Raw genomic sequence first — 26,885 nt, 5'->3', positions numbered from 1 at the left:
GTAGGAGGACGATCCCTACGTTCATGGTTGAGCCTCCCGCGTGCACGTGTTCGTCGTTGCGACCGTCCTGACGTTCCGTGCGCACGAAAGGTGACCTCGACGTGGAACTGATCGACGAGTTCGAGGCGGCGAGGCCTCGGCTGCTCTCACTCGCCCACCGGATGCTGGGCTCGGTCCATGACGCCGAGGACGTCGTCCAGGCCGCCTGGCTGCGCACGCGAGCCGCCAAGCGGACAGAGGTGCAGAACCCGGACGGGTGGTTCACCACGGTGACCGCGCGCCTGTGCCTCGACCAGTTGCGAGCCCGGGAACGCCGTGGCGAGCTCCCGTTGCTCGCCGACGCCATTCCCAGCGGCCAGATCGCCGCCGACGAGGATTTCCTCCACCGCGAGGACGTCTCCCGAGCGTTGCTGGTGCTGCTCGACCAGCTCACGCCCGCGCAACGGGTGGCCTATGTGTTGCACGACCTGTTCAGCGCGCCGTTCGAGCAGGTCGCCACTGTGCTGGGCACCTCACCGACCAACGCGAAGAAGCAGGCCAGTCGCGCGCGGCTCCGAATTCGGGAGCACAATCCGGACGTGGAGGTCGGGCCGATCGAGACGGCCGAGCACGCACGGATCGTCGAAGCCTTCCTCGCCGCCGCGCGAGGGGGCGACATCGACACACTCATCACGCTGATGGCGCCGGACGTGGTCCGCACGGTCGCCCCGGACGTGCTGCCCGGAGGGGCGGCCGCCGAGGTCAGAGGGGCACGGAACGTCGCCCAGGAGACCAGGAACTTCATCGATCGCATCCACGCGAGCGTTCCGATGCTCGTCAACGGCCGCGCCGGGGCGGTCATCGCTCCTGGCGGCCACCCGCTGGCACTCATCCGGTTCGAGATCGCGGGCGACCGGATCACCACGATCACAATCGCCCGACCGCGACAAGGCCCCGAAGTCCGATACCGGCGCCCTTAGGACCGGTCCGGCACCCGGTGGCCCAAACGGCGTCCAGATCACCAAACCACCGAACTGACGATCGGACGAAAATGCCAAACCAGTCGATCGAAAGAATATTCGATTGGGTGCAGAGAAGCAAGGTCGAAGACATTCTGATGCCTGGCTATGTCGATCGGTGGACAAACGGGTATTTCAATCTTTGGAATACCGCTGTCTACCTCGCTGCCCAGGAAGGGATGCTGCGGATCGCTAGCGCCGATGACCGTGGGCAGGTACAGCTAAGCTTGGCCGGATCCCTCTCGGCCGAAGAGGACCAATTGCGGGGGTTCCTTGACGGTGACGCGGGAGAGATATTCGCTGCTGCCAGTCTGGAAAGCCAGTTCCTCGCCGATGGGCGGGATTCCAATACCTGCACTAGGATCCGCTATGTCCTCGGCCCACGCTCCTGCCCGGACGAGGCTATTCTGGAATGTGTCGAGTTCACGTTCGACGAGTCATGCTGTTTCTTCGTCACCCCTGAGTGGGACGGCCTTGTCACCGGAAGCCACGGTTCCTACGAACACTGGGTCGACTACCTCCGCAGTGACACCATGGACCAGCGCCAAGAAAAGGTATGGCGACCATAGCTGGAACCGGTATCCCAGCGATTGCTGGGACGTCCGGATCGGTGGGCGAGCGTCCTCAACCAGGCCGTACGCCACTCCCAGAAATCGGATAACGCGGCGGTCGATCTCACCGGTTTCGGCTCCGCAAACCAAAACAAGATCATCGTGATCCAGGACAACAATGTTCTAAACTGACCGTCTATGAGCAAGACGACAACGATCGCCTTCGGCGACCGGTGGTTCTGGTCGTATGATCTGGCTCGCTCCGTCCTTCTCGTCGAGGTCATCAAGGTCGCCCGAAGCACGGCCGGGCCAGGAGACGATCGCTGGGCGGACGAGGTGCTCGACGACCTGCGACTCTACGCGGAGATCAGTGACTTTGACTTCGTCATTGACCCAGTATGGGGCCAGCGGCGGCTGGACGCGTTCGTCGAATGGCTGGAGGAGGCGAATACCAGCCTGGGAACACGCGAGGCGGTCGGACCGGAAGAGACCGCCGACTGGCCGCTAGAACAATTCGAATGGCGGGGGACGACCCCAATTTCAACCGAGGCCGTCATTTCTCTGGGCACCGCGGTCATTCAGCTGATTAGAGGGGCCCTCCCGACGGAGCCGCTGGATAAAATCTGGTGCTACGGATTCACCCCCGAACCCATCCTCATATCCACTACTTTCGATTCCTGACTATTTGAAAACCATAGTTGAACCATGATCCACGATCCCAAACCGTACTCAGAAACACCCCTGGGAGTTCGTTGAATCCGTGAATGAGGCTGAACGGCGAACCACTCAAATGCAATGCCTTGGCGCGGGCCGGGACCGCCCGCGCCAAGGCGATCGGGCGTCCTTCAGGACCGGTCCGGTACCCGGTGGCCCAGGTGGTCGAACTGGGTCTGCTCGGACAGGGGCGTCCCGACGCGGTAGGCCGCCCGGCCGACCGCGTAGCTGCCCACCGGCGAGCTCAGCAGCTGCAGCACGATGGCCAGCACCACCTTCCACGCCGTGTCCCAACTCGGCATCAGCAGGAACGAACGTCCCCGTCGAGGACAGCAGGCCGCCACAGCTCACGCAGGCGGGGGACCGCAGCAGCCGCCACAGGGCGGAGGAGTCAACGAGGCAGCCGATCACTCTCCCGGGTTCTCCTTGCCGCTGCGGTGCTCGGTTCCGGCATCACCGGACGTGTCACCGGCATGGTCGAGGACGCCATCACCTCCGTGGGCACACCGGGAAACGGCTCGGGCCCCCAGGCCGGAGGTGAGCACGGCGACGAACAGCAACACGACACTCCGGGTGGGGACCAGCAACCAGCCACCCCGCAGGCCGACCCCGACAACGACAACGACGACGAAGGCGAGGGCGGGGGCGGGGGCGGTCCGCTGGGCTCCATGCCCACCCTCGACACCGACCTGGGTCCCGGCAGCGGCAGCGGCGAATCGTTCGCGCCACTGGGCGTGGACAACCTCCTCGCCGGGCCCCCAAGCGCCGGGCTCACCCCCACCTACTCCACCGGAGACCTGCGCGACGACATCGCCGACCTGGCCGATGACGCCGCCGAGTCCCAGGCCCGCGCCACCCGCGAGGGCCTGGAAATGGCCGAGGAAACCATCCGCGGTCCCATCGACCTCGCACAGGACCTGCGCGAGGACGCCCCGGGAACCCTCCGCCGCGGCGCGGAGAACGCCATCGCCGGCGCCACCGAGCTACACAACGAGTACGCCGCAACCGTGCGCGACAGCGCCGAACTGATCCGGCAAGGCTTCGACGACGGCGAGTACCTGAGCGGACTGTGGGACGGAGCCAGCCACCTCGCCACCTGGAACCTCAGCCAAAGCGCACAGTTGGCCATCAGCGAAGAAGGCTACGAACACTTCGCCAACGGCGAGTTCGAACAAGGACTCGTCCGCTCCACCGCCAACGCCGCCAGCTGGCTCATCGGCGGCCCCGCCCTCAAAGGACTCACCAAACTCCCCAACGGCACCGGCCGCAACCCCGACCCCGACCCAGACCCAGAACCCGACTCCCACCACCTCGCCGACGGCGAGACCGACAGCCAGGGCCAGAACCGCGACGAGGACGACACCGACGAACCCAACGGCAACTGCCGCACCAACAGCTTCACCCCCGGCACACCCGTGCTCATGGCCGACGGCTCCACCACCCCCATCCAAGACATCCAGACCGGCGACGAAATCCTCGCCTTCGACCCCGCCACCGGTGAAGAAGGCCCACGCGAGGTCACCGACACCATCACCGGCGACGGTCAGAAGACCCTCGTCGACATCACGGTTACCGACACCGACGGCACCACCAGCACCCTCACCGCCACCGACGAACACCCCTTCTGGGCCCCCAAGGCCGGCCAATGGGTCGACGCCACCGACCTCACCCCCGGCACCTGGCTCCGCACGTCGGCCGGCACCTGGACCCAAACCACCGCCGTCGACACCAACACCGTCGACGACCAACAGTTCCACAACCTCACCATCGACGACCTACAGACCTACTACGTCGAGGTGGGCGGTTCGACCGCGTTGGTGCACAACCAGACGTCGGGATACCAGTGCCAACCGAACGAGAATGAGGACGAAGCGCTTCAACGCCTCGAATGGGAGTATGAAACTGAGGTATCCCAGGGGGTCGGACACATGTTCGACGAGCTGGATGCCGGTAAGGCGGACCACAAGCTGGCCGGGATCGACACCGTCGATGACCTTGCCGCCTTCCTCGACAGAAACCGGGGCGCGGGAACCCACACCGACGCCTCCAGCAACCGCAGTGTCAGCTACCACCCCAACATGCGAGACGACAAGGGGAGGGGCGTCATCGTCGTCGAGGGCCCCGTCCAGATACACGCCTACCATATGAGCCAGGACACCTGGAACGAACGGGTGCGAGACGACGACTACCTAGAGCAGGGTAACGGCCACGGTAACGACGCTTCCGGCGCCGACAGTGGTGAGGGCGAGAACTGATGGCTGACGACGAGCTGCACGAGTGCGAACGCGTATCGCTGTTCCTGCGCGAGAACATCCCCGACGAGGCCACCTGGTCCGACATCCTCACGCGCACCCGCGATGCGGTCGCTGTCAACGACGTGTGGGCGGCCTTGGTGCCTCCCTGGGTGGCCGAGACCGCCACGCTGGGACCGTTCACCCGTGTTGAGGTCGCGGTCACGCCCGGATGCGACTTCATCCGGTGTCTGATGATCCGCCGGCCGACTAGCGCTGCCCTGTACATGCCCTCGCTACGGATCGAGCTGCACGACCGAGCGCCGCGGAGCGACGACTCCTCGGTGGTCGCGCGACTCAGGGGCCGGTTGGAATGGTCCGGGACCGGCCGGGTGGCGGTGCGCGAGCACATCCACGCGGTCTATCCCACCCCGGAAGCATGGATGCGGGCGCGGCGGACCGGCGCGGTGGCAACCACCGACCGGGACTTGCTGGCCTCGCTGGGATTCGTGCACACGCTGGTGGAGGAGCGACGGGGGCAAGAAGAACGGTTGCTGACCGTCGGTGACGACGGCACCCTGCGACGCCAGTCTCCTGTTGGCCGCACTGGGGGCGGGGCTCCGGTGTGGGCCGACCGCGAGCACGTCTTCCGGTTCATGCGGGCGCACCGCGAGGAGTTCGCCGCTGTGGCAGCCGAGTTCGCGACGGCGGCCCCTGAACGCGACCTCGGTTAGCGCCTGTTCTGAGTTTGGTTCTTCGTCGGATGAGGTCTGGCCTTCGACCCCGCCACCGGCGAGGAAGGCCCACGCGAAGTCACCGACCTGATCAGCAGTACGGGCAAGAAGACCCTCGTCGACATCACCACCACCGACACCGACGGTGATACCGCCACCCTCACCGCCACCGACGAACACCCCTTCTGGGCACCCAAACCCGCCCAATGGGTCAACGCCACCGACCTGCACCCCGGAACCTGGCTCCGCACCTCCACCGGCACCTGGACCCAAATCACCGCCGTCGACACCAACACCGTCGACGACCAACAGGTCCACAACCTCACCATCGACGACCTCAGCACGTACTACGCGGTCTCAGGCGACACACCGATCCTTGTCCATAATGAGGACCCGTGCGACGTCACCGACGAGGAGGGCCTCGCTGCGGCGAATGAGGCACGCAGCGGCTTCAAATACCCGGGCAATATGTCTGGCGCGCTCTACTTAGAGGGTAACGACGACCCGATCGGGATGAGTTCGGGGAGTGGGAATCTTCCGGAGGACTATGAGCGTCCACCAGGGTCCAGCAGTTCCAATTTTCATCACCTGGCATCCCAGGCCGCAGCTGAGATGAGGAGGAGCGGAATTCAGTACGGGCGCCTCTACATCAGTGGTGACTATATTTGCGGGGCGTGCGGAGACCGGCTTGAGCGGATGCTTCCGGATGGCGCGGATTTGGAAGTCACCTTCCGGAATCGGGATGGCCAAATTGAGACACAGACGTTCACAGGAAAACCCGATTAATTGTAGTCATTGAGCATGTGAACTCTGCCTGTGACTCGCTGCGTGTCAACGCTGGAGGTTGGCCTGGCCGGATCTGAACCAATTGATTCCTCGAATTTGATCGAAATATGCAGTCAGCATCGGGTTGTTGGAACCGATCTGCACTTCAAAATGACCTGCTCTGCCTTCCCAGGGTTCCTGGTCTTCTATCGCAGGCCCCACGTCAGCCACAAGCTCTTTGCTCATGAAGACTCGGTGCCCTGGGCGGGGCCACCGCCATCCGCCGAATCCAACCTCTTCCATGGGAGCCAAGATCTCTTCCAGCTGGTTCTCCTCGACGTCGTCGCACGAGATCCTTGAAATTGCATTGTAGGCCGCCTCGTTCAATGCGTTATGAACCAAGAACTCCGGGAAAAGCTCCGCGACCTGTTCCCATTCACCATAAATTTGCCCCTCGTAGACGTCCAGCGTACTGTCCGGATCAAAGGCCCAGACCTCGTCGCCGGAGCCTGTCATGAAGATGGCCTTTCCACACTCTACTGCAATCTCCTCCGGCGCATGCATCCTTTTCATTGTCATTATCGGTGCAGTCCATTGGGACGAGAGTTCGTACCATTCCTTTAGCGCCTCAGGCAGCCAGGAATAATTACCCGACAGCGGCTTCGGCGGCGCATCCGAAAGCCCATACCAGCTCGCAAGAAATCGTGGCAGGTCGATGGACATTGGGTTAATCATGGTGCGATTATGACACAGGACCACTCCGCATCAAACCCGCCAAATACCTTATCCGTTGCACCCGAACTTCCAAGGTCAACCGATAAGGGAGGGTATGACGCACGGAACTCCACGAGAGCGGATTCGTTCCGCAGGACTACAGAGCGGACCGTCTGCGCGGACCTACTTCGCGTCTCTCGGATGAGCGAAGGTGACCAGGGAGTTCGGCGTCCTCAGGAGCGGTCCGGTACCCGGTGGCCCAGGTGGTCGAACTCGGTCTGCTCGGACAGGGGCGTCCCGACGCGGTAGGCCGCCCGGCCGACCGCGTAGCTGCCCACGGGCGAGCTCAGCAACTGCAGCACGATGGCCAACACCACCTTCCACGCCGTGTCCCAACTCGGCATCAACAGGAACGAACCGAGCAGAGTAAGAATCACACCCAGGGTGGAGGCCTTGGTGATGGCGTTCATCCGGGAGTAGACATCGTCAAGCCGCAGCATGCCGATCCCGGCCACCACAATGAAGAACACGCCGAGCGCGATCGCGGCGCCCCCGAGCACGGAAAGCACGTCGACTCCGGCGATCGCCAGAACGCCGTTCGCTGCGGCCAGGTCAGGCATTTGTGCTCCCCTTAACTCGGCTGATCAACCTGGCCATCCAGAGGGTCCCAACGAACCCGGTCAGGGTGGCGATCAGGATCACGTCGAACACCCCCGGCAGGTCCATCCGGACGCCGAAGAGGGCGGCCAGCGCAATGAAGCAGAAGAACCCCAGGTCAGCGGCTGCCGCCCGGTCCGCCCGGGAAGGGCCGATGAACATGCGGACGGCAACCATGACAATGACCGCGCCGAGCGCGACGATCGGGATATCGATCAGCGTCACCGGTCACCCCCGTCCGGCACCGTGTGCCCGGTCGCCTCAACAGAGTCTGGAACCACACCGTCGATCCTCGTGGCCCCGAGCAGCACCGACTCGAACTTTCGCAGGCTCTCCAGGGCCCTCTCCCGGTCGCGCGCGTACATGCAGTGGATGTAGAGCGTCGGTGGTGTCGACTCGACGGCGAGGGTGAGCGTCCCCGGGGTCAGAGTGATCACGTTGCTCATCATGGTGATCTCGAACTCCGTCCGGCAACGAAGCGGGAACTTGAGGATTCCCGCGCAGAACCGGCTGCGTCTCACGAGGATGACGTCCCGCGCGACGTCGAAGCAGGACACCGCCAGCTCCATACCGAAGTACACATGGAAGTAGCAGATCCGCGCGATCCAGGACACGTACCGCCAGACCAGGGAGTTCATTCCCGCATCACCGCCTCCACGTAGCTGGACGTATCGATCAGGCCGGCCGCGGCCTGCTGTGTGAGGGTCAACAGGCCCTCGGCTCCCAGGCCGATTGCCAGCGAGACAAGGGTGAGGACCACGGCCGGCGCGGCGAGCGCCGGGCTGACATGTGTGAGCGGGCTGGCCGCCTTGGCGTGCGCCCTGCGGCGGGACACCACCCCCACCGCGCCGTTGCTGGCGGGCGCACCACCGGCCCCGTCATCGGAGGCACCGTCGACGATGGCGCCCGGCGCGGCAGTGTCCGTGTCCGTTTCCGTGACCGCGTCCGCGGGCTCGCGCTGCACCGGCCCCCAGAACACACCGTTCCAGAGCCGGTTCATGGACAGCAGCGTGAGCAGGCTCGCGGCGAGTATGACGAACGAGGCGAGGTAGGCATGCTCGGCGACGCTGGCCTGCAGGAGCGCGAACTTCCCGGCGAACCCGGAGAACGGGGGCATGCCGATCAGGGACAGCGCGGCGCCCACGAAGGCGAACGCGAGCAGCGGCTCCTTGCGTGCCAGCCCGCCGAGCTGGTCGAGCCGCTGAGTGCCGTACCTGACCTCGACCGCGCCCGCGGACAGGAAGAGCGAGGTCTTCACGACCATGTGGTGCAGCAGGTAGAAGATGCCCGCCGCCAGGCCCAGCGGGCCGAACAGGGCGACCCCCAGCAGGATGTAGCCGACACCGCTGACCATGTTGAAGGCGAGCACCGCGCGGATCGTGCGCTCGCCGACCGCGCTCAACGCGCCGAAGACCATCGTGACGCACACGAACAGCACGGCGAAGCCGAGGAACCGCTCGTCCCCGTCGAAGACCAGGGAGTAGACGCGGTAGATCGCGTAGATGCCCACCTTGGTGTGCAGCCCGGAGAAGATCGCCGCGACCGTCGGCGAGGTCTCGGGGTAGGTGCGTGGCAACCACCCGTGCACCGGCACCACACCGGACTTCATGGCCAGCGCGACGAGCACCACACCGATGGCCACCGCGACCGCGGTGGACTCCTTCGCGGTCCCGGCCAGCTCGGCGAAGTTCACCGTCCCGAGCACGCCGTACACGAACGCGACCCCGAACAGGAAGACCGCTGAGGCCAGCAGGTTGTAAGTGATGTAGATCCGCCCCGCGCGCAGCCGGTTCTCCCCGCCGAACATGCTGATCAGCACGTACGACGGGAGCAGCATCACCTCGATACAGACGAACAGGTTGAACAGGTCGGCCGTCAGCATCGCCCCGGCGACACCGCCGTACAGGGCCAGCACGAACGGCGCGAAGTAGTGCTGCTCGTCCTCGCCGGCCACGATGCCGAACACGACGCAGACGAGGGTCAGCAGCGCGGTGGCCGTCACCATCAGCGCGCTGAACATGTCGGCGGCGAACGGGATCGCGATCCCCCCGGGCCACAGCCCGATGTCGGCGACCAGTACTGTCCCGCCGTACGTGGCCGCCACCAGGGTGATGCCGTAGGCCAGGGCGGCGCCGAGGGTGCCGAGGAGCACGGCCCGGCGCCCCCAGACCGGGCGGCGCAGGACCATCAGGACCGCGGCCGCCACGAGCGGTCCGGCGAGGACGAGGGGCAGGGCGTCGGCGATCACGTGCTCTCCTCGGTGTCATCTCCGGAACCGGACCCGGCCAGGGCCACGAGATAGACCGTCACCCCGAACGTGATGACGATCGCGGTCAGGACGAACGCCTGCGGAAGCGGGTCGGCCGCCGCTTGTACGGCGGTGATCTGCTCGATGACGGAAGCCTCACGGCGGTAGAGCCCGCCCGAGGCCAGAAGCACCACGTTCGCGGCGTGGCCGAGCAGGATCAGGCCCAGGGCCATGCGGATCAGGCCCCGTTGCAGGATGAGGTAGACCCCCCCGGCAACGAGAACCCCGGCGAGGATGGCGGCGCTCACAGCTCACCTTCTTCGGCGTCGCGGCCACCGCTTGTCGCGGCGACCATGGGGGACTCGGTCTCTTCGTCGTCGGCTGGCCGTTCCGCTTTCGGGTTGTGCGCCACGGTGTCCCGCTCCAGCAGGGGCGCTATGGACATCCGGTGCAGCGCGGCGATCACGGCGCCGACCACGATGAGATACACGCCCACGTCGAACACAACGGCGCTGGAAAGGTGCAGGGAGCCGATATCGAGGTGGAGGGGCCTCAGGAAACCACCGTCGATGTACCCGAGCAGACCGGTGGCGAGGGCCAACATGAGGCCGCCGGCGATGATCGGGACGTAGGGCAGCGCGCGTATGGGCGACCTCCTGGGGTTGGCCGCCGCGACGTGCGCCAGAGCCAGTCCGGCACCGGCGACGAGGGCGCCGATGAACCCGCCCCCGTGATCGTTGTGCCCGCGGAACAGCATGTACAGCGACAGCAGCACGATCGCCGGGGCCATGATGCGGCCCACCGTGCGGGCCACGATCGCGTTGTCCTCGACGTTCTCCTCGGGACCGGTCCCCAGGGGGAACTCGGAGGGCGGAGCGCCCGTCAGACGGGTGGTGTCCAGCAGCGCGACGATGCCCAGGGCGGCGAGGCCGACAACGGTGACCTCCCCCAGGGTGTCCAGGGCACGGAAGTCGACCAGGATCGTGTTGACCACGTTGATCCCGCCCGTCTCCTCGTAGGAGTTGGCCATCAGCCACGCGCTGACCTCGGAGAGCTCCCGGCGGTTCGTCAGGGCGAGGGTGCCGGCGGCGACCAGCACCCCGGCCCCGATCGCCAACGCCGCTGCCAGGCCGCGCCGCGCCGCGCCAGTGCGGTGGAACCGCAACGGGAGCCGGCGCAGCACGAGGACCATGACGACGACGGTCAGTACCTCGACCACCAGTTGGGTCAGCGCGACATCGACCGCGCCGAGGAGCAGGAACCAGATCCCCATGAGTGCGCCGACCACGCCGAGGAGGACAACGGCGGCGATCCGGGAGCTGACGGCGGCGGCCGCGACCACACCCACGGCGACGCACGCCACCACGAGCCAGTCGGTCGGGCGGGTGACCCCGTCCTGCGATGGGCCGACCGGCATCCCCCACCAGAACGTCGCGCCCCCGAGCACGCCCAGCAGGACGATCGCCGCCGGCAGGTGCGCCGCGGGGCTGAACGTGCGAGTGAGGTCGCCGGCCCCGTGGCCGGCACGGACAGTGCCGTCCAGGAGCCGGTCGAAGACGCCGTCTCCGGTGAACGGGGCGCGCACGCGGTCGAGCAGCGCGTACACGCGGGCCCGGCCCAGGTGCAGCGCGACACCGAGGGCTATCGCCACGATCGACATGCCCAGGTCGACGGTGAGGCCGGGGACCAGGTGGATCTCGACCGGGTGGCCGGGGAACCCGGTGTCGGCCACGACCTGGCTGGCGTAGGGCGCCAGCGTGACCACGCCGAGCCCGAGCACCGCCCCGGCGGCTCCCGTGATCGCGGGTGAGAGCAGGAAAGCGGCGGACGCTTCGCGCACGTCGGTGCGCTTCGACAGCGGTCCGCCGAAGACCCCGAACCAGAACCGGGCGCTGTAGCCGAAGGTGAGCACGGCCGCGACGACCGCGAGCACACCGAACACCGGCCCGGCCCACACCGGGCCTCCGGAGTCGACGAACCCCGCGAAGATCTTCTCCTTGCTGTAGAAGCCCAGGAGCGGCGGGACGCCCGCGGTGGACAGCGCTGCGACGCCGGTCACCACGGCGCTCACGGGCATGGCGGAGCGCAGCCCGCCAAGGTCGCGGAGGTCGCGGGTGCCGGCCTGGTGGTCGATGACGCCGACCATCATGAACAGCGTTGCCTTGAACAGCGCGTGAGCGAGGGTGTGGAGCGCGGCCGCGCCCAGCGCGTAGTAGGTGCCAACGCCGATGATGGCGACCAGGTAGCCGAGCTGGCTCACCGTGGAGTAGGCGGCGAGGGTCTTCAGGTCGTTCTGCCGGAACGCGAGCAGCGCGCCGTAGATAGCGGTCGCCAGTCCGGCCGTGACGAGGAGGGCGTTCCACAGCGCCAGGTCGTGGAAGGCGGGCGTGAAGCGCATCAGCAGGTAGATGCCGGCCTTCACCATGGCCGCGGCGTGCAGGTAGGCACTCACCGGGGTGCTGGCGGCCATGGCCCCGGGCAGCCAGAAGTGGAACGGAACCTGGGCGGACTTCGTGATCGCGGCGATGATCACGAGTACCGCGACGGTGGGGCCGACCCAACTGCCCTGGGCCCAGGCGAGGTCCGAGAGGATCACACTGAGCTGTGTCGTCCCCGCATGCACCGACACCAGCGCGACCGCGGCGAGCAGGGCGAGGCCGCCGCCCGCGGTGAGGACCAGGGCCCGCATGGCGGGCCGCACCGCCTTGTCACCCGCGCCCCCGATGAGGAAGAACGAGCAGATGCTGGTGAGCTCCCAGAAGACGAACAGCAGCAGCAGGTCGTCCGCGAGCACCAGGCCGAGCATGGCGACCGCGAAGATTCCCATCAGGGTGTAGAACCTGCTCTGCGAGCTCTCCGGAGCGAAGTAGCGCCCGCAGTAGGCCATGATGAGTGCCCCGATGCCGAGCACCAGCATCGTGAACAGCAACCCGAGGCCGTCGAGGCGGAGCCGGAACACGGCGTCGACGGAGGGGATCCAGGCCCACGCGAACTCGGCCGGCCGCCCGGCGAGGATGTCCGGCGCCTGGCTCGCCGCGATAGCGGTGAGCACCGCGAACGCGCCGGCCAAGGGCCACCCGGCTGCCCGACCGAGCCAGCTTGCGAGCAGGGGCGCGGCCGCGGCGGTCGCGGCCAGCCCAATGAACACGGTCACGAGGACCAACCGTCGACCACCTTTCGGATCGGCTTGTACACGGCGGTTGCGTTCACGTCGAGAGTTTCCCCACGGCGGTCCTTCCTGCGATAGGCTTCGGGGCGGCATCCGGTCGACGGTCGCCGATCTCGGCGCGCCCGGCTATCCGCCCGGGTTGTTGTCCACGTGTCCGGCACGCCAGCCCAGCTCCCCGGCTGCGTTCTTGCTGCCCGCCGGCAGCGGTGGCCAGCCGCGTCCGCATCCTTGGGTGGGAAACGTCGCGCGGCGGGAGAGGGAACGCACCCGAACATCTCGCCTCACACCGCAGGGCGGGCTCCTGGTTGCGGAGGAGTCACGCCCCGCGCGCCATGCTGGTCCGGGGCGCGCGCGTGCGAGTGGCGCGCGGCCCCGCGGATAAACGGCGCGTCGGCTGGCGCGGCACAAGGGACACCCGGAGGCCGGGAAGGCCGGAACGGAAACGAAAGGGCGGCTGCTGTGCCTGTGTCCGCGCGGCTCTGGCTCGCGCAGCGGTGTCGTGCAGAGCGACGGCCTTGCGCCTACGCGCCCCGTAGAACCCGGTAACGCTGCTCACCTCGTCCTCCGTCGTTCTCGCCCGCGGGCGATTCGAATGGCGGAGTGGCGGGAGCGCCACTCGTCTGCAAACCGTGCAAGCCGGCCGCAGGCAGAATACCGTATGCGTTAAACAATCTCCGGTGGGGGTGCCATCGCGGCACTTCCACCACACTACGCGTTCCCGGCCGGAAAGCCGATCCCCGGCCGGGACTTCGTTGCCGCTGCTTATCGCTTTTTTCCAACCTCTTCATGATATGTCCGGATGGGACTGGCCCAGCACCCTCCAGGAACCCGCCCTCGCGGGCCGGGCCCTCACTCCCACTCGATGGTGCCGGGCGGCTTGCTGGTGACGTCGAGCGTGACCCGGTTGATCTCGCGCACCTCGTTGGTGATGCGGTTGGAGATCGTGGCCAGCACCTCGTAGGGCACCCGCGACCAGTCGGCCGTCATGGCGTCCTCGCTGCTCACCGGGCGCAGCACCACCGGATGGCCGTATGTGCGGCCGTCGCCCTGCACCCCGACCGAGCGGACGTCGGCGAGGAGCACCACCGGGCACTGCCAGATGTCGCGGTCGAGCCCGGCCCGGGAGAGCTCCTCACGGGCGATGCCGTCGGCCGCGCGCAGGATCTCCAGCCGCTCCCGGGTGACGTCGCCGATGATCCGGATGGCCAGGCCGGGGCCGGGAAACGGCTGGCGCCACACCATGTCAACGGGCAGGCCCAGCTCCTCGCCCACCTTGCGGACCTCGTCCTTGAACAGCTCGCGGAGCGGTTCGACCAGGGTGAACCGAAGGTCCTCGGGAAGCCCGCCGACGTTGTGATGCGACTTGATGTTCGCGGCGCCGCTGCCGCCGCCCGACTCGACCACGTCCGGGTAGAGCGTGCCCTGGACCAGGTAGCGCACCTCCTCGCCCCCGCTGCCGCTCTCGGCGACCACCTCGCGGGCGGCCTGCTCGAAGACCCGGATGAACTCCCTGCCGATGATGGCGCGCTTCTCCTCGGGGTCGTGCACCCCGGCGAGCGCGCCGAGAAAACGGTCCTGGGCGTCGACGATCTTCAGCACCGCACCCGTGGCCGCCACGAAGTCCTTCTCGACCTGTTCGGCCTCGCCCTTCCGGAGTAGCCCGTGGTCGACGAAGACGCAGGTCAGTTGCTCACCGACGGCCCGCTGCACCAGGGCGCCCGCGACCGCGGAGTCGACCCCGCCGCTCAGCGCGCAGATGACGCGCTTATCGCCCACCTGGGCGCGGACCCGCTCGACCTGCTCCTCAACGATGTTCAGCATCGTCCAGGTGGGCCGGCAACCGGCGACCTCGTAGAGGAACCGCCGCATGACGGCCTGGCCGTGCTCGGTGTGCAGCACCTCGGGGTGGAACTGCACGCCGAAGAGCGCGCGGTCGGGGTCCTCGACCGCGGCGACCGGTGCCCCGGCGGTACTCCCGATGGGGCGGAAGCCGTCGGGGGCCTCGGTGACCGAGTCGCCGTGCGACATCCACACCGACTGGGTGGCCGGCAGCCCGGCAAACAGCACGCTGTCGGTGCCGAGCTCCGCCGACGTCCGGCCGAACTCGCTGAGACCGGTCCGGGCGACCGTGCCCCCCAGATCCTGCACCATCGCCTGGAACCCGTAGCAGATCCCGAACGTGGGCAGCCCGGTCTGGAACAGCCCGCGCGGTGCCTGCGGCGCGCCCTCGGTGTAGACCGACGCGGGGCCGCCGGACAGGATGATGGCCTTGGGCTCTTTGGCGAGCATCTCCTCAACAGGCATCGTCGAGGGGACGATCTCGCTGTAGACGTGGCATTCGCGCACCCTTCGCGCGATCAGTTGCGCGTACTGTGCGCCGAAGTCCACGACGAGAACGGTGTCGAACGTGCTGTCTGCAGCACCAGCAAGGGACACGTGGCGGCCTTCCCGCGGTGACGACTGGATTCGTCCCAGTCTAGATGTGATGTGGGTACATGGTGCGGCGCCCAACGCGGCAGCGAAGGCGGCGGATAGCCCGGGCTGGGCGCGTGCCGGTGCGGCGGGCGCGTGGTGACGGGCCCGCCGGGGCGGCGAGGTCCCGCCAGCCCCACGAGAGTCACCCTCGGGGTGCGTCAGTGCTCCCACCCGGCAGAGGGAGCATCGAGAGTGTCCGTGCGGACATTCTCGGCGACGAATATGTCCCCACAGTCAGGCTCGATGCGCGTGAGCACCCGCACACGCCTGGTAAGTCCGGATTGTGGGGAGTCTGTGCGGCGATCTTGCGGATTTCGTTCCTTCGTCGCGCCTTACGAGTTTCGGGGTTATGTCGGAGTGTGTCGCCCTGGTGCCCGATGTGGCTGGTTTCGTGGTGTGGGGGAGCGAGCCGCGGCCCGCGAAAAGGGGACCGCGTGCGCTCAGCGGCAAGCTGGCGTCGTCTCGCTAGCGCTCGCCCATGGCCCCATTGCCGCAACCGCTGTGGCTGGGGCCCTGGTACTCGGTGTTGGGGTCCTGGTCGCCCACCCCTTGGGCCGCAAGCCAATGGGAGGTCCGCAGACACCCACCGCTCACTGGAACGGGTTCTCGATACGGACACCGTCATAGTCGGCGCCGTGCGCCAGATCCTCGGTCAACAACCGAAGGCGCTACCGCTCATACAGCTCGTACCGGCCCCATGTACGGCCTTCGGCCCCGCTCGACGCCTTACTGCGCTCGGCTATCGCCAGGATCTCCTCGACTGCCCGGGTGTCCTTGCTGGCCGCGAACCTCTCCAGGTACTGGTGCATGATCGCGTTCACCGTCGTGCGCTGCTCCAGCGCTCGAATGCGGGCTCGACGGAGCACGTCGTCATCGATACTGAGTGTCACGTTGGCCATCTTCCGTCCTTCCACGGATTCAGTCGAACACTGATCTCGTGTACTACCTCCACTGGCGGATGACCCGCTCCACGATTACCGGATCCGGAAGCGCTTCATCAGCCGGCCGCCGAGCGTGAGCGCCCGCGCGAGGGTCTCCCCGCTCATTCCCGGGGTGCCGCCGAGGCCCACGTAGTGCTGGCTCGCGATGGTCTGCGCCTCGGTGTAGCGCAGCAGGCCCTCGGGGCCGTGCCTGCGCTCGAGCCCGGACCGCTTGGTGCCGCCCATGGGCGCCCCGTAGCTCGCCCACGCGGACCCGTACCCCTCGTTGATGTTGACGGTGCCGGCGTCGATGCGCTCGGCGATCCGGCGGCCGCGGGCGAGGTCGCGGGTCCAGACGCTGGCGTTGAGACCGTAGTCGGTGTCGTTGCAGCGTTCGATGACCTCGTCCTCGTCGGTGTACCGGTAGACCGACACGACCGGACCGAACGTCTCCTCGGCGCAGGCGGCCATGGTGGGGGCCACGTCGCTCAGAACGGTCGGCTCGTGGAACATCGGCCCCAGGTCCGGGCGGGCCTGGCCGCCCGCCAGTATCGTCGCCCCCTTGTCCCGGGCGTCCTCGACGTGCTTGACCACCCGGTCGAGCTGCCGCTGGTAGGTCAGCGAGCCCATGTCGGCGGAGAAGTCGAAACGCGCGTTGAGCGTCATGTCGCGCACCGCGGCGGCGAACTTCGGCACGAACTCGTCGTAGATCCGGTCGTGCACGTAGAGCCGTTCCATGGCGATGCAGAGCTGGCCCGCGTTGCTGAAGCAGGCGCGGATCGCGCCCTCGACCGTCCAGTCCACGGCGGCGTCCGCGCAGACAACCATCGGGTTCTTGCCGCCGAGCTCGGCGGAGCACCCGGTGAGCTGCTCCGACGCACGCCGGGCGATCGCGGCCCCGGACGCGGAGGACCCGGTGAACGCGACGTAGTCGGCACCGTCGACTAGGGCGTCCCCGACGTCCGCGGGCTCGCCAACGACCGGGATCCACAGGTCTTCGGGCAGGCCCGCCTCGACGGCCAGATCGATGGCCCACAGGGCACTGAGGGCGGTCTGGGTGTCGGGCTTCGCGACCACGGCGTTGCCCGCGACCAGCGCCGGAATGGCATCGCCCACCGGCAGCGCAAGGGGATAGTTCCACGGTGTGATCACGCTGACAGCGCCCTTGGGCCTCCGGCGTACGTAGGCGCGCGTGGCCATGGGCATGGCGCCCGGGGTACGCGCGCTGCGCAGCAGGCGCGCCGCGTGCCGGGCGTAGTACAGCGTGCCCGCCGCCGCGTCGTAGACCTCCTCGAACGCGTGCCGCCGGGCCTTGCCCGTCTCCCACTGGATGATGTCCAGGATCTCGCTCTGCCGGTCGAGAACCAGGTCGTGGAAGCGCAGGAACGGGGCCGCGCGCTCGCGCGCGGGTTTGGCGGCCCACGCCCGCTGCGCCTTGCGCGCACGGGCGAACGCCGCCTCGACGTCGGCGGAGGTGCACGCGGGGAACTCGGCGAGGGGGGCACCGGTGAAGGGGGCGGTGGTCGGCACCGTGCGACCACTGGCCGAGCCGGCCACACGCCGCGTGAGCCGATCGATCAGAGCGGGGTCAAGCGCGGGGGCCTCCGCGCCAATGGTGACGTCGGTCATAGGCCGACCATAGATCGCCGACCCGACAGTTGGCTACCCGCAAGTAACTAAATTCCGTCCCTCGCGACCGAGGCCGGAGGCCGCCGTGCTCACCCGGAACGGAATCCGTTGGGGTTGTCGGACTGCCAGCGCCACGCGTCCGCGCACGCCTGAGCCACACTCCTGGTGGCCTTCCAGCCGAGGTCGCGTTGGGCCGCCGAGGGGTCGGCGTAGCAGGTCGCGATGTCACCCGGGCGGCGGTCAACCACCTCGTAGCCAATAGGCCGCCCGGACGCCGCCTCGAACGCGCGGATCGCCTGGAGTACCGAGGTCCCCTCGCCGGTGCCGAGGTTGTAGGCGCGGTGGCCGGGCATGTCGGCGAGGTGCTCAATGGCGGCGACATGCCCCTGAGCGAGGTCGACGACGTGCAGGTAGTCGCGTACCCCGGTGCCGTCGGGCGTGGGATAGTCGGCGCCGAACACCCGCAGTCGCGACCGCCGGCCGGCCGCCACCTGGGAGATGTAGGGGAACAGGTTGTTCGGCGGCCCGTTCGGGTCCTCACCGATGAGCCCACTGGGATGGGCGCCTATCGGGTTGAAGTACCGCAGCGAGATGACCCGCCACGCCGGGTCGGACGCGGCCAGGTCCATGAGGATCTGCTCGGCGAAAAGCTTGGTGGCCCCGTAGGGATTGACCACCGACAGCGGCATGTCCTCGGTGATGGGGACGGTGGCGGGATCGCCGTAAACGGTCGCCGAGGAGCTGAACACCAGTTGCCGCACGCCATGGGCGTCCATGGCCTCGCACAGCGCCAGCATGGCGTCGAGGTTGTTGCGGTAGTAGCGCAGCGGTTGCTCGATGGACTCCCCGACCGCCTTGAGCCCCGCGCAGTGCACCACCGCGTCGATGGCGCGCTCGCCGAGAATCCGGTCGACCGCCGCCGGGTCGGCACAATCACCGGGGTACAGCGGCACGGTCCGGCCGGTGATGCGCTCGACGCGCCGGACGGCCTCGCTGTGGCTGTTGCCCAGGTCATCCAGCAGCACCACATCATGGCCCGCCTCGAGGAGCTCCACAGCGGTGTGGGTGCCGATATATCCGGCACCGCCGGTCAGCAGTACGTTCATGCCGCGCATCCTGGGTCCGGGTATGCCACCCGCGGGCACGGGCGCACCTGTGAGAATACGCCTGGCGCGTGGTGTCGCGCCCTGCTCCGCGTCCCACCGAAGGGGGCCTGTTACCCGGAGCTCCCCGCAGCGGGGGCCGGGCCCGCGCGCCGTCCGTCGCGCGGTTGCACCGCCCAGCGGGCGGTCACGCGGCGTTCCGAAGGATCCAGATGCCGCACCAGAATGTGACCCGCGACACAAATTCCGCACTCGGCGGAAAGAAAGCACGGGCACGGGACTCCCGCGGCGAAAAGCGCCGCGCACAATGCACTCCGCCGCTTCACGGCCCTCTGGAACGAGGGCCAGAAGTGAGCGGAATCACGCTACCTTATTGACAACCTCACGGTACTCGGCCGGCTGCCCCGGAATCATCACGATCTCACCATTGCGGATCTCCGCACGCCAGCCCGCAGGGACATCCAGTTGCTCCCAGGCGCGCAACAGCTTCTCCCGATCATCCCCGGTCAGAACTCTGTCGGCCACAGCCAACTCCTTTGCGATACCGTCTTGCGATTCGAATTCTCCGTGTATTCGAGAATACGATCCGAACGGTCCCGCCTCATACTGCGCGCACTCAATTATTGGGCTTGTCACCGCCGAACGGGACCCACCTCACTCCCGCGGGCCCAGCCCGCCCGCGTGCGGCCGCGGCCGCGACACCCGCACGGCATCGCGGGCCGCGGTGCGCGGCTCACTCGATGCCGGTCCGGGCCTCCGGGACGATGTCGGGAGCGCCGTGCTGCACCGCGTCGGCCTCGTAGTCGGTGTCCTGCTCCTGGGCCGCGCGTTCGGCCTCTATACGCTTGCGGTAGTACTCCACCTCATGCTTGACCTGGTCCTCGTTCCACTCCAACCACTCGGCCATGAGCTCGGCGGTCTCTTGGGAGACGGCGATACCGCGGTCCCACGTCTCGATCGAGACGCGGGTGCGCCGCGACAGCACGTCGTCCAGGTGGCGCGCCCCCTCGTAGCGGACCGCGTAAACCACTTCGGCCCGCAGGTAGTCGTCGGCACCGGTCAGGGGTTCCTTGAGGTCGGGGCGCTCGGCCATCAACGCGGTCACGTCATGGATCAGCGAGCCGTACCGCTTGAGGAGGTGCGCGACACGCGACACGTGCAGCCCGGTGCGCCGCGCGATCGCGCGGCGCTGGTTCCACAGGGCCGCGAACCCGTCGGCGCCCACCAGCGCGATCCGGTCGCTGACCGACTCGGGGAGCGCCCCGCCGAGCCCGTGCGCCACCGCATCGACGGCGTCCTTGGCCATGATCCGGTAGGTGGTGTACTTGCCTCCGGCGATCAGCACCAGCCCCGGAACCGGGTGCGCGACCGTGTGCTCCCGCGACAGCTTCGACGTCTCGTCGGACTCCCCCGACAGCAGCGGCCGCAGGCCCGCGTACACCCCCTCGACGTCGTCGCGGCCGAGCGGTACCCGCAGCACCTGGTTCAGGCTGTCGAGCACGTAGTCGATGTCGGCACGGCTCGCGGCGGGGTGGCTCTTGTCGAGGTTCCACGCGGTGTCGGTGGTGCCGATGATCCAGTGCCGCCCCCACGGGATCACGAACAGCACGCTCTTCTCGGTGCGCAGGATCATGCCGGACGAGGCCTGGATCCGGTCGCGCGGAACGACGAGGTGGATCCCCTTGGACGCGTTGACTCTGATCTGGCCGCGGCCGCCCACCATCTCCTGGATGTCGTCGGTCCACACCCCGGCGGCGTTCACCACCTGTTTCGCGCGCACCTCGAACGTGGAACCGGCCTCCAGGTCCTGGACGCGGGCCCCGGTCACATGCTCGCCCTCGCGCAGGAAGCCGACGGCCTGCGCGCGGGAGGCGAGGTGCGCCCCGTACGTGGCGGCGGTGCGCAGCACCATGACGACGTAGCGCGCGTCGTCGACCTGGGCGTCCCAGTACTGCACCGCACCGGCCAACGCGTCGCGGCGCAGCGCGGGGAAGATGCGCAGCGCACCGGACCGGGTGAGGTGCCGGTGGCCGGGCAACCCGCGGCTGTTGCTCATCGAGGAGGCGAGGATGTCGTACAGCGTGACCCCGGCGCCGATGTAGCCCCGTTCCCAGTGCTTCTGGAACGGGAACACGAAGGGGACGGGGCGGACCAGGTGCGGCGCGATCCGCCCGAGCAGCAGCCCGCGTTCGGTCAGCGCCTCGCGCACCAGGCCGAAGTCCAGTTGCTCCAGGTAGCGCAGCCCGCCATGGATCAGCTTGCTGGACCTGCTCGACGTGCCCGAGGCGAAGTCCCTAGCCTCGATCAGCCCAACGGACAGCCCGCGCGACACCGCGTCCAGCGCCACTCCGGCACCGACAATGCCGCCACCCACGACCAGGACGTCCAACTCCTCGCTGGCCATGCGCTCCATGGCTTCGGCTCGCTCGTCGGGACCAATGCGCGCTGCCGTCATGTCACGCCTTTCTGGGACGGGTTCCTACCCGGCGACTACCCGTTGCGCCCCGAGATCACCAGGCTAACCCGACACTTACGTCGGTGGCCGGTTGCGGCCGCGGCGCGTCCCCGCCGTGCGCTCGGCACCAGCCCGACCCCCACGGATCCCGGTCGCGGTCCTCAGCCCGCGTCGGCGACGTACCGGTTGGCGATGCCGAGGACCTCGCGGGTGTAGCTCTGCGACTCGTTGTAGGCCATGATCGCCGACCACCAGTCGCGGGCAACGGTCAGGTCGCGGCCGCCGGAGCACAGGTAGCGCGCCGCGCTGAGGGCGGCGTCGTCGATGTGCTGCGGGTCGGGCTCCCGCTCGTCGGCGGCGCTGGAGCCCCACCGCTGCCAGGTGCTCGGAATGAACTGCATGGGTCCAACGGCACGGTCCCACTGGGGGTCGCCGTCCAGCTCCCCGCCGTCGGTGTCGGCGATCACCTCGGTTCCATCGGCCCCGTTGAGCGGGACACCGATGACGTCGATGCTGGCACGCCCATCGGGCTCGATCTCGCCGCCGGTGAGAGTGCCGTGGTGGGACTCCACCGCCCCGATGGCGGCCAGGGTCGGCCAGGCGATCTGGCACTCCGGCTGCTCCTCCGTGAGGCGGAGCTGCGCCGCTGCGTAGCCGTGCAGCGCGCGGGACGGTATCCCGGTGCCGCTGGCGACCCGGGTCACCCACTCCGGACTGGGCACCGGGGAGACGCTGGCCAGCAGGTCGGCGCGCGCCTCGTTCCGGCCGGAGGCGGCCGCACCGCGAGCCTCGGAAGGCACGGTCTCCACCGACCCGGCGTCCTCGCCCGCTCCGGGCGGAAGCGACGGTGGTGTCGGATCGTACAAAGCCGCCACGGCGCCCGCGATACCGCCGGCCAGACCAACGCTGATGAGCACCGCCAGGAGCGCCGACACAGCCGCCCCGCGCCCCGAGGGCGGCCGGCCCCCGGCCGGCAGGTCTGGCCCGGCACGAGGAGCGCTCACGGACACCTCATTCGCGGAACGGCGTGCGGCCCGGCCACCAAAACTACTGACCACACCCGTTCCGCGACAGTACCGGCACGGCTTCGGCGAACACTCCCCCGCACAGCCGCACCCGCGGCGCCCTCATCAGCGGTGCGGATTCACCACGACCTCGACACGCTGGAACTCCTTGAGGTCGGAGTAGCCGGCGGTGGCCATGGTGCGGCGCAGCGCACCCATCAGGTTCATCGTCCCGTCGCTGGTGAACGCCGGGCCGTGCAGGATCGACCGCAGGCCGCCGTTGGTCCCCACGTGCACCCGCTCGCCACGCGGGAGCTCGTGGTGATGTGCCTCGCTGCCCCAGTGGAAGCCGCCCCCAGGAGCCTCGGTCGCCCGCGCGAGCGGCGAGCCGACCATCACGGCGTCGGAACCGCACGCCAGCGCCTTCGCGATGTCGCCACTGCCACGCATCCCGCCATCGGCGATGACGTGCACGTAGCGGCCCCCCGACTCGTCAAGATAGTCGCGCCGCGCCGCGGCGACATCGCCGATCGCGCTCGCCATAGGAACGGCCACACCCAGCACGGAACGGGTCGTATGCCCGGATCCGCCCCCGAACCCGACCAGGACACCGGCGGCGCCGGTGCGCATCAGGTGCAGCGCGGCGGTGTAGGTGGCACAACCACCGACGACGACCGGCACGTCCAGCTCGTAGATGAACTGCTTCAAGTTGAGCGGTTCGGCACGGCCCGAGACGTGCTCAGCCGAGACCGTGGTCCCCCGGATGACGAAGATGTCCACGCCGGCGTCGATCACGGCCTTGTGGTACTGCGCGGTGCGCTGCGGGGAGAGCGCGGCGGCGGTGACGACGCCCGCCTTGCGGATCTCCTCGATGCGCTGGCCGATCAGCTCCTCCCGGATTGGGGCGGAGTAGATGTCCTGCAACCGCTTCGTCGCCGCCTCGTCTTCAAGCTCGTTGATTTCCGCGAGCAGCGGCTCGGGGTCCTCGTAGCGGGTCCACAACCCTTCCAGGTCGAGCACACCCAGGCCGCCCTGCTCGCCCACCGCGACCACGGCCTTCGGCGAGGCCACACTGTCCATGGGGCTGACGACGAGCGGCGTCTCGAACCGGTAGGCGTCGATCTGCCACGCGATCGACACCTCCTCGGGATCCCGGGTGCGCCGGGCCGGAACGATCCCGATCTCGTCGAGCTCGTAGGCGCGGCGCCCACTCTTGCCCAGCCCGATCTCCACCTGAGCCAACGCTTGTAGTCCCCTCTTCCGTCCTCTGGCGGCACGGTCACCGGCTGCTGCCGCCGCGCCGAGTTTACCGCCGCCCCGCGTAGGCAGTGTCTTTTGGGCTCGCTGCCGCTCGCCTGGTCGGGCGCCTGGAGGCCGGGAACCTTCGGGCACCTCCGGTGTGCCGGCAACACGGGCTCGTTCCTCGCCCACACGGCCGCCCCACCTACGGGCCCTCCAGAACCCCGGCGGCACCCGACCTGTCTTTTGGGCTCACTCCCGCTCACCAGGTCGGGCGCCCCGGAAGCCGGGAACCTTCGGGCACCTCCGGTGTGCCGCCCAATCAGCTCCGCCACTCGCGGCCGCCCCACCTACGGGCCCTCCAGAACCCCGGCGGCACCCGACCTGTCTTTTGGGCTCACTCCCGCTCACCAGGTCGGGCGCCCCGGAAGCCGGGAACCTTCGGGCACCTCCGGTGTGCCGGCAACACGGGCTCGTTCCTCGCCCACACGGCCGCCCCACCTACGGGCCCTCCAGAACCCCGGCGGCACCCGACCTGTCTTTTGGGCTCACTCCCGCTCACCAGGTCGGGCGCCCCGGAAGCCGGGAACCTTCGGGCACCTCCGGTGTGCCGCCCAATCAGCTCCGCCACTCGCGGCCGCCCCACCTACGGGCCCTCCAGAACCCCGGCGGCACCCGACCAGCCCCACCCAGTCGCCTGGCCTTTAGGCAGCGGCGACGCCGGCGCGGGGCGTGCGGGCCCGGCGTCAGCGCCGGCCGTGGTAGTTGGGCGCCTCGACCGTCATCTGGATGTCGTGCGGATGGCTCTCCTTGAGCCCCGCCGTGGTGATCCGGGCGAGCTGGCCGCGTTCGCGCAGGTCATCGATGGTCCGGGTGCCGGCGTACCACATGGACTGCCGCAGCCCTCCGGTGAGCTGGTGGGCTACCGCCCGCAGCGGGCCGCGGTACGGGACCTGGCCTTCGACCCCTTCGGGGATGAGCTTCTCCTCGGTGGTGACCTCGGCCTGCGAGTACCGGTCCTTGGAGAACGACCGGCCACGCATCGCGCCCAGGGAGCCCATGCCCCGGTAGGTCTTGTACTGCTTGCCGTTGATGAAAACCAGGTCTCCCGGGCTCTCCTCGACCCCCGCGAGCAGGCTGCCCACCATCACCGATGAGGCGCCGGCGACGATGGCCTTGCCGATGTCGCCGGAGTACTGCAGCCCGCCGTCGGCGATGAGGGGGACGTTGGCCGGACCCGCCGCCTTGCTCGCCTCCAGGATCGCGGTGACCTGGGGCGACCCCACGCCGGCGACCACCCGGGTGGTGCAGATCGAACCCGGCCCGATCCCGACCTTGACGGCGTCGGCGCCCGCGTCGATGAGCAGTTGCGCTCCCGCCGCGGTGGCGATGTTCCCGGCGACGACGTCGGCGCGGGAGTTGGCTTTGAGCTTGGCGACCATCTCCGCGACACCGGAGGAGTGCCCGTGCGCGGTGTCGACAACAATGAAGTCGGCTCCGGCCTCGACCAGCGCCTTGGCCCTCTGCTCGGAGTCACCGCCCACCCCGACCGCGGCGCCGACCACAAGACGGCCGTCGGCGTCCTTGGTGGCGTCGGGGTACTGCTCGCTCTTGATGAAGTCCTTGACGGTGATCAGCCCGCGCAGCCGGTTGTCGCCGTCGACCAGCGGCAGCTTCTCCACCTTGTGCTCGCGCAGCAGCCTGAACGCCTCCTCGTGGTCCGCCCCCACCGGGGCGGTCACCAACGGCATGGGCGTCATGACCTCGCTGACCCGCCGCTGGCGGTCGAGCTCGAACCGCATGTCGCGGTTGGTGACCATCCCGGCCAACCGCCCCTCGGCGTCGACCACCGGCGCCCCTGAGATGCGGTAGTGGGCGCTCAGCTCCTCGACATCGGCGAGGGTGTCGTCGAGGCTGCAGGTGACCGGGTCCGTGATCATGCCTGCCTCGGACCGTTTCACCAGGTCGACCTGGGCCGCCTGCTCGTCGATGGCGAGGTTGCGGTGCAGCACCCCGGCACCGCCCTCGCGGGCCATGGAGACGGCCATCCGGGACTCGGTGACCGTGTCCATGGCCGCGGAGAGCAGCGGCATGCGCAGGGCAATGGTGCGTGAGAGCCGTGTGGTGGTGTCGGCGTCACCGGGCTGCAGGTCCGAGTACCCCGGTACCAGCAGGACGTCATCGTAGGTGAGACCTGGCGGCAGGACCTTGTTGTAGTCCCGCTCGTGTTCCTGCGTCATTGCGACCTTCCAACCACTCGCGCGTATGGTCTCATCCTAGGAGGCTGACCGGCGATGATGCCCGTCCGTCAGCGACTTCGCTGGTCGGGGCGGGGAGCCGTGGGGCAGGTCACATCCGCCGCCGCGCGCCCCTGCCGCGCGGGGCGGGGCGGCTCACCGCGGAAGACAGCAGTAATGCTGGTACGCGACCCACCGCGAGCAGCCGTGGCCGGGGGCACCGGGACCGCGAGAGGGGTGCCGCGGCCGCCTAGAAGAGGCGGTTCGCCACGGCCACCTCCCGAAGCCGAGCGAGAGCTCGGTGCTGGGCAACCCGAACCGCTCCCGCGGACATTCCCAGAACATTTCCCGTCTCATCAGCAGTAAGACCCGCAATCACACGCATCACGAGCAGCCTCCGCTGCTGCTCGGGGAGTTCACTCAGCAACGCCCGCGCCCGCTCCGCCTCGACGGTGCGGACCGCGGCCTCCTCAGGCCCCGGGCCGTCGTCGGGACAGTCCGGCACGGAGTCGGTCGGCAGGTCGGTGCGGGTCGAGCCGCGCAGCGCATCGGCCACCTTGTGGGCCGCGATCCCGAACACGAAGGCGGCGAACGGCCGCCCCATGTCGCGGTAGCGCGGGAGCGCGGCCAGCAAGGCGATACAGACCTCCTGCGCGACGTCGTCGGAGTAGTGCACGTACCCGGACACGCGGGCCAGGCGCGCCCGGCAGTACCGGACGACCATCGGCCGGATCTCGCGTATGAGCGAGTCGACCGCCCCATGATCGCCCTGGAGTGCCAGCGAGGTCAGGTGGTTCAGTTCTGTGTCGTCCGCTCTGCGTCGGGCACTTGGTCGCTGCGCGAGCGTGCCCCCCGCGACGCGTAGATCCGTCACGTAACGAATGATGCCCCCATACGCAGACCTGCACGTCACGAAATCCGGCTACAGAACGATCACATTCTATGGAAAAGCCAGACAAAAGCATGCGCGCCCCGGGCGGAACCCGGGGCACGCATGATAGTGCAAATCCGGCCCACACATGCGTATGGCGGCCGTGTCCGT

24 protein-coding genes are annotated in these 26,885 nt (G+C 68.4%); 6 read left to right on the top strand and 18 right to left on the bottom strand.

The features are described 5' to 3' along the window. Positions 1-101: 101 nt before the first annotated feature. From F4561_RS01270 to F4561_RS01260, 3 genes are all read left to right on the top strand, one after another. On the top strand, positions 102-959 hold the full coding sequence (locus F4561_RS01270; protein WP_184573926.1) for a sigma-70 family RNA polymerase sigma factor: 858 nt from the start codon (positions 102-104) through the stop codon (positions 957-959). 107 nt (positions 960-1,066) lie between these two features. Then, the gene (locus tag F4561_RS01265) at positions 1,067-1,567 is read left to right on the top strand and encodes a hypothetical protein (RefSeq protein ID WP_184573924.1); all 501 of its coding nucleotides are present in this window, start codon (positions 1,067-1,069) and stop codon (positions 1,565-1,567) included. Positions 1,568-1,747: 180 nt separating this feature from the next. After that, complete coding sequence (locus F4561_RS01260; protein WP_184573922.1) at positions 1,748-2,230, top strand: hypothetical protein; 483 nt, start codon at positions 1,748-1,750, stop codon at positions 2,228-2,230. Positions 2,231-2,394: 164 nt separating this feature from the next. Here F4561_RS01260 and F4561_RS01255 read toward each other — a convergent pair whose 3' ends face one another. Next, on the bottom strand, positions 2,395-2,565 hold the full coding sequence (locus F4561_RS01255) for a cation:proton antiporter (protein ID WP_184573920.1): 171 nt from the start codon (positions 2,563-2,565) through the stop codon (positions 2,395-2,397). Between the two features lie 135 nt (positions 2,566-2,700). On the opposite strand from F4561_RS01255, the gene F4561_RS33535 reads away from it, so the two are divergent. Genes F4561_RS33535 through F4561_RS32215 form a run of 3 tightly spaced genes read left to right on the top strand, consistent with a single transcriptional unit; the run spans position 2,701 to position 6,014 of the window. Then, entirely contained in the window at positions 2,701-4,518 is a 1,818-nt protein-coding gene (locus tag F4561_RS33535; RefSeq protein ID WP_184573918.1) for a polymorphic toxin-type HINT domain-containing protein, read from the top strand. Further along, positions 4,518-5,228, top strand: a complete 711-nt coding sequence (locus tag F4561_RS01245) for a hypothetical protein (protein ID WP_184573916.1) — start codon at positions 4,518-4,520, stop codon at positions 5,226-5,228. The genes F4561_RS33535 and F4561_RS01245 overlap by 1 nt, the downstream gene beginning before the upstream one ends. Before the next feature lie 36 nt (positions 5,229-5,264). Further along, entirely contained in the window at positions 5,265-6,014 is a 750-nt protein-coding gene (locus F4561_RS32215; RefSeq protein ID WP_312885565.1) for a polymorphic toxin-type HINT domain-containing protein, read from the top strand. A 45-nt stretch (positions 6,015-6,059) separates the two neighbouring features. On the opposite strand, the gene F4561_RS01230 is transcribed toward F4561_RS32215, so the two are convergent. The 17 genes from F4561_RS01230 to F4561_RS01150 all read right to left on the bottom strand — a co-directional run bounded on the left by F4561_RS01230 (position 6,060) and on the right by F4561_RS01150 (position 26,717). Continuing rightward, positions 6,060-6,716: a hypothetical protein gene (locus tag F4561_RS01230; protein WP_184573912.1), complete on the bottom strand. Its 657-nt coding sequence runs from the start codon at positions 6,714-6,716 to the stop codon at positions 6,060-6,062. 224 nt (positions 6,717-6,940) lie between these two features. Next, positions 6,941-7,327, bottom strand: coding sequence for a monovalent cation/H(+) antiporter subunit G (gene mnhG, locus F4561_RS01225; protein WP_184573909.1), 387 nt, complete (start codon positions 7,325-7,327; stop codon positions 6,941-6,943). Next, positions 7,320-7,589: an MrpF/PhaF family protein gene (locus F4561_RS01220; RefSeq protein ID WP_184573907.1), complete on the bottom strand. Its 270-nt coding sequence runs from the start codon at positions 7,587-7,589 to the stop codon at positions 7,320-7,322. Before F4561_RS01220 ends, mnhG begins: the two co-directional genes overlap by 8 nt. Then, the gene (locus tag F4561_RS01215; protein ID WP_184573905.1) at positions 7,586-8,002 is read right to left on the bottom strand and encodes a Na+/H+ antiporter subunit E; all 417 of its coding nucleotides are present in this window, start codon (positions 8,000-8,002) and stop codon (positions 7,586-7,588) included. The genes F4561_RS01220 and F4561_RS01215 overlap by 4 nt, the downstream gene beginning before the upstream one ends. After that, positions 7,999-9,612, bottom strand: a complete 1,614-nt coding sequence (locus F4561_RS01210; protein WP_184573903.1) for a monovalent cation/H+ antiporter subunit D family protein — start codon at positions 9,610-9,612, stop codon at positions 7,999-8,001. The genes F4561_RS01215 and F4561_RS01210 overlap by 4 nt, the downstream gene beginning before the upstream one ends. Continuing rightward, positions 9,609-9,920 carry a sodium:proton antiporter gene (locus F4561_RS01205; RefSeq protein WP_184573901.1) on the bottom strand — a complete coding sequence of 104 codons (312 nt, stop codon included), beginning with the start codon at positions 9,918-9,920 and terminating at the stop codon, positions 9,609-9,611. The genes F4561_RS01210 and F4561_RS01205 overlap by 4 nt, the downstream gene beginning before the upstream one ends. Continuing rightward, a complete protein-coding gene (gene mbhE / locus F4561_RS01200; RefSeq protein WP_312885088.1) occupies positions 9,917-12,766 on the bottom strand; it encodes a hydrogen gas-evolving membrane-bound hydrogenase subunit E in 2,850 nt (949 codons plus the stop codon). Before mbhE ends, F4561_RS01205 begins: the two co-directional genes overlap by 4 nt. 864 nt (positions 12,767-13,630) lie before the next feature. Continuing rightward, complete coding sequence (gene guaA / locus F4561_RS01195) at positions 13,631-15,217, bottom strand: glutamine-hydrolyzing GMP synthase (RefSeq protein ID WP_184573897.1); 1,587 nt, start codon at positions 15,215-15,217, stop codon at positions 13,631-13,633. A 707-nt stretch (positions 15,218-15,924) separates the two neighbouring features. Then, positions 15,925-16,155, bottom strand: a complete 231-nt coding sequence (locus F4561_RS01190; RefSeq protein ID WP_184573895.1) for a hypothetical protein — start codon at positions 16,153-16,155, stop codon at positions 15,925-15,927. A gap of 75 nt (positions 16,156-16,230) precedes the next feature. Then, positions 16,231-17,805 (bottom strand): succinic semialdehyde dehydrogenase, encoded by a 1,575-nt coding sequence (locus F4561_RS01185; RefSeq protein WP_184573893.1) that lies wholly within the window; start codon positions 17,803-17,805, stop codon positions 16,231-16,233. An 89-nt stretch (positions 17,806-17,894) separates the two neighbouring features. Then, positions 17,895-18,911, bottom strand: coding sequence for a UDP-glucose 4-epimerase GalE (gene galE / locus F4561_RS01180; protein WP_184573891.1), 1,017 nt, complete (start codon positions 18,909-18,911; stop codon positions 17,895-17,897). A 357-nt stretch (positions 18,912-19,268) separates the two neighbouring features. Continuing rightward, positions 19,269-19,433, bottom strand: coding sequence for a hypothetical protein (locus tag F4561_RS01175; protein WP_184573889.1), 165 nt, complete (start codon positions 19,431-19,433; stop codon positions 19,269-19,271). Positions 19,434-19,641: 208 nt separating this feature from the next. Beyond that, the gene (locus F4561_RS01170) at positions 19,642-21,363 is read right to left on the bottom strand and encodes a glycerol-3-phosphate dehydrogenase/oxidase (RefSeq protein WP_184573887.1); all 1,722 of its coding nucleotides are present in this window, start codon (positions 21,361-21,363) and stop codon (positions 19,642-19,644) included. Positions 21,364-21,524: 161 nt separating this feature from the next. Continuing rightward, positions 21,525-22,367 carry a lysozyme family protein gene (locus F4561_RS01165; protein ID WP_312885087.1) on the bottom strand — a complete coding sequence of 281 codons (843 nt, stop codon included), beginning with the start codon at positions 22,365-22,367 and terminating at the stop codon, positions 21,525-21,527. Positions 22,368-22,493: 126 nt separating this feature from the next. Continuing rightward, positions 22,494-23,600, bottom strand: a complete 1,107-nt coding sequence (locus tag F4561_RS01160) for a GuaB3 family IMP dehydrogenase-related protein (protein ID WP_184582996.1) — start codon at positions 23,598-23,600, stop codon at positions 22,494-22,496. Between the two features lie 752 nt (positions 23,601-24,352). Beyond that, entirely contained in the window at positions 24,353-25,846 is a 1,494-nt protein-coding gene (guaB, locus tag F4561_RS01155; RefSeq protein WP_184573885.1) for an IMP dehydrogenase, read from the bottom strand. 247 nt (positions 25,847-26,093) lie between these two features. After that, entirely contained in the window at positions 26,094-26,717 is a 624-nt protein-coding gene (locus F4561_RS01150; RefSeq protein ID WP_184573883.1) for a sigma-70 family RNA polymerase sigma factor, read from the bottom strand. Positions 26,718-26,885: the final 168 nt, after the last annotated feature.

Source organism: Lipingzhangella halophila (assembly GCF_014203805.1).
Lineage (GTDB): Bacteria > Actinomycetota > Actinomycetes > Streptosporangiales > Streptosporangiaceae > Lipingzhangella > Lipingzhangella halophila.
The sequence above is the reverse complement of the archived record's forward strand: the minus strand, read 5'-3'. Positions and strand labels throughout refer to the sequence as shown.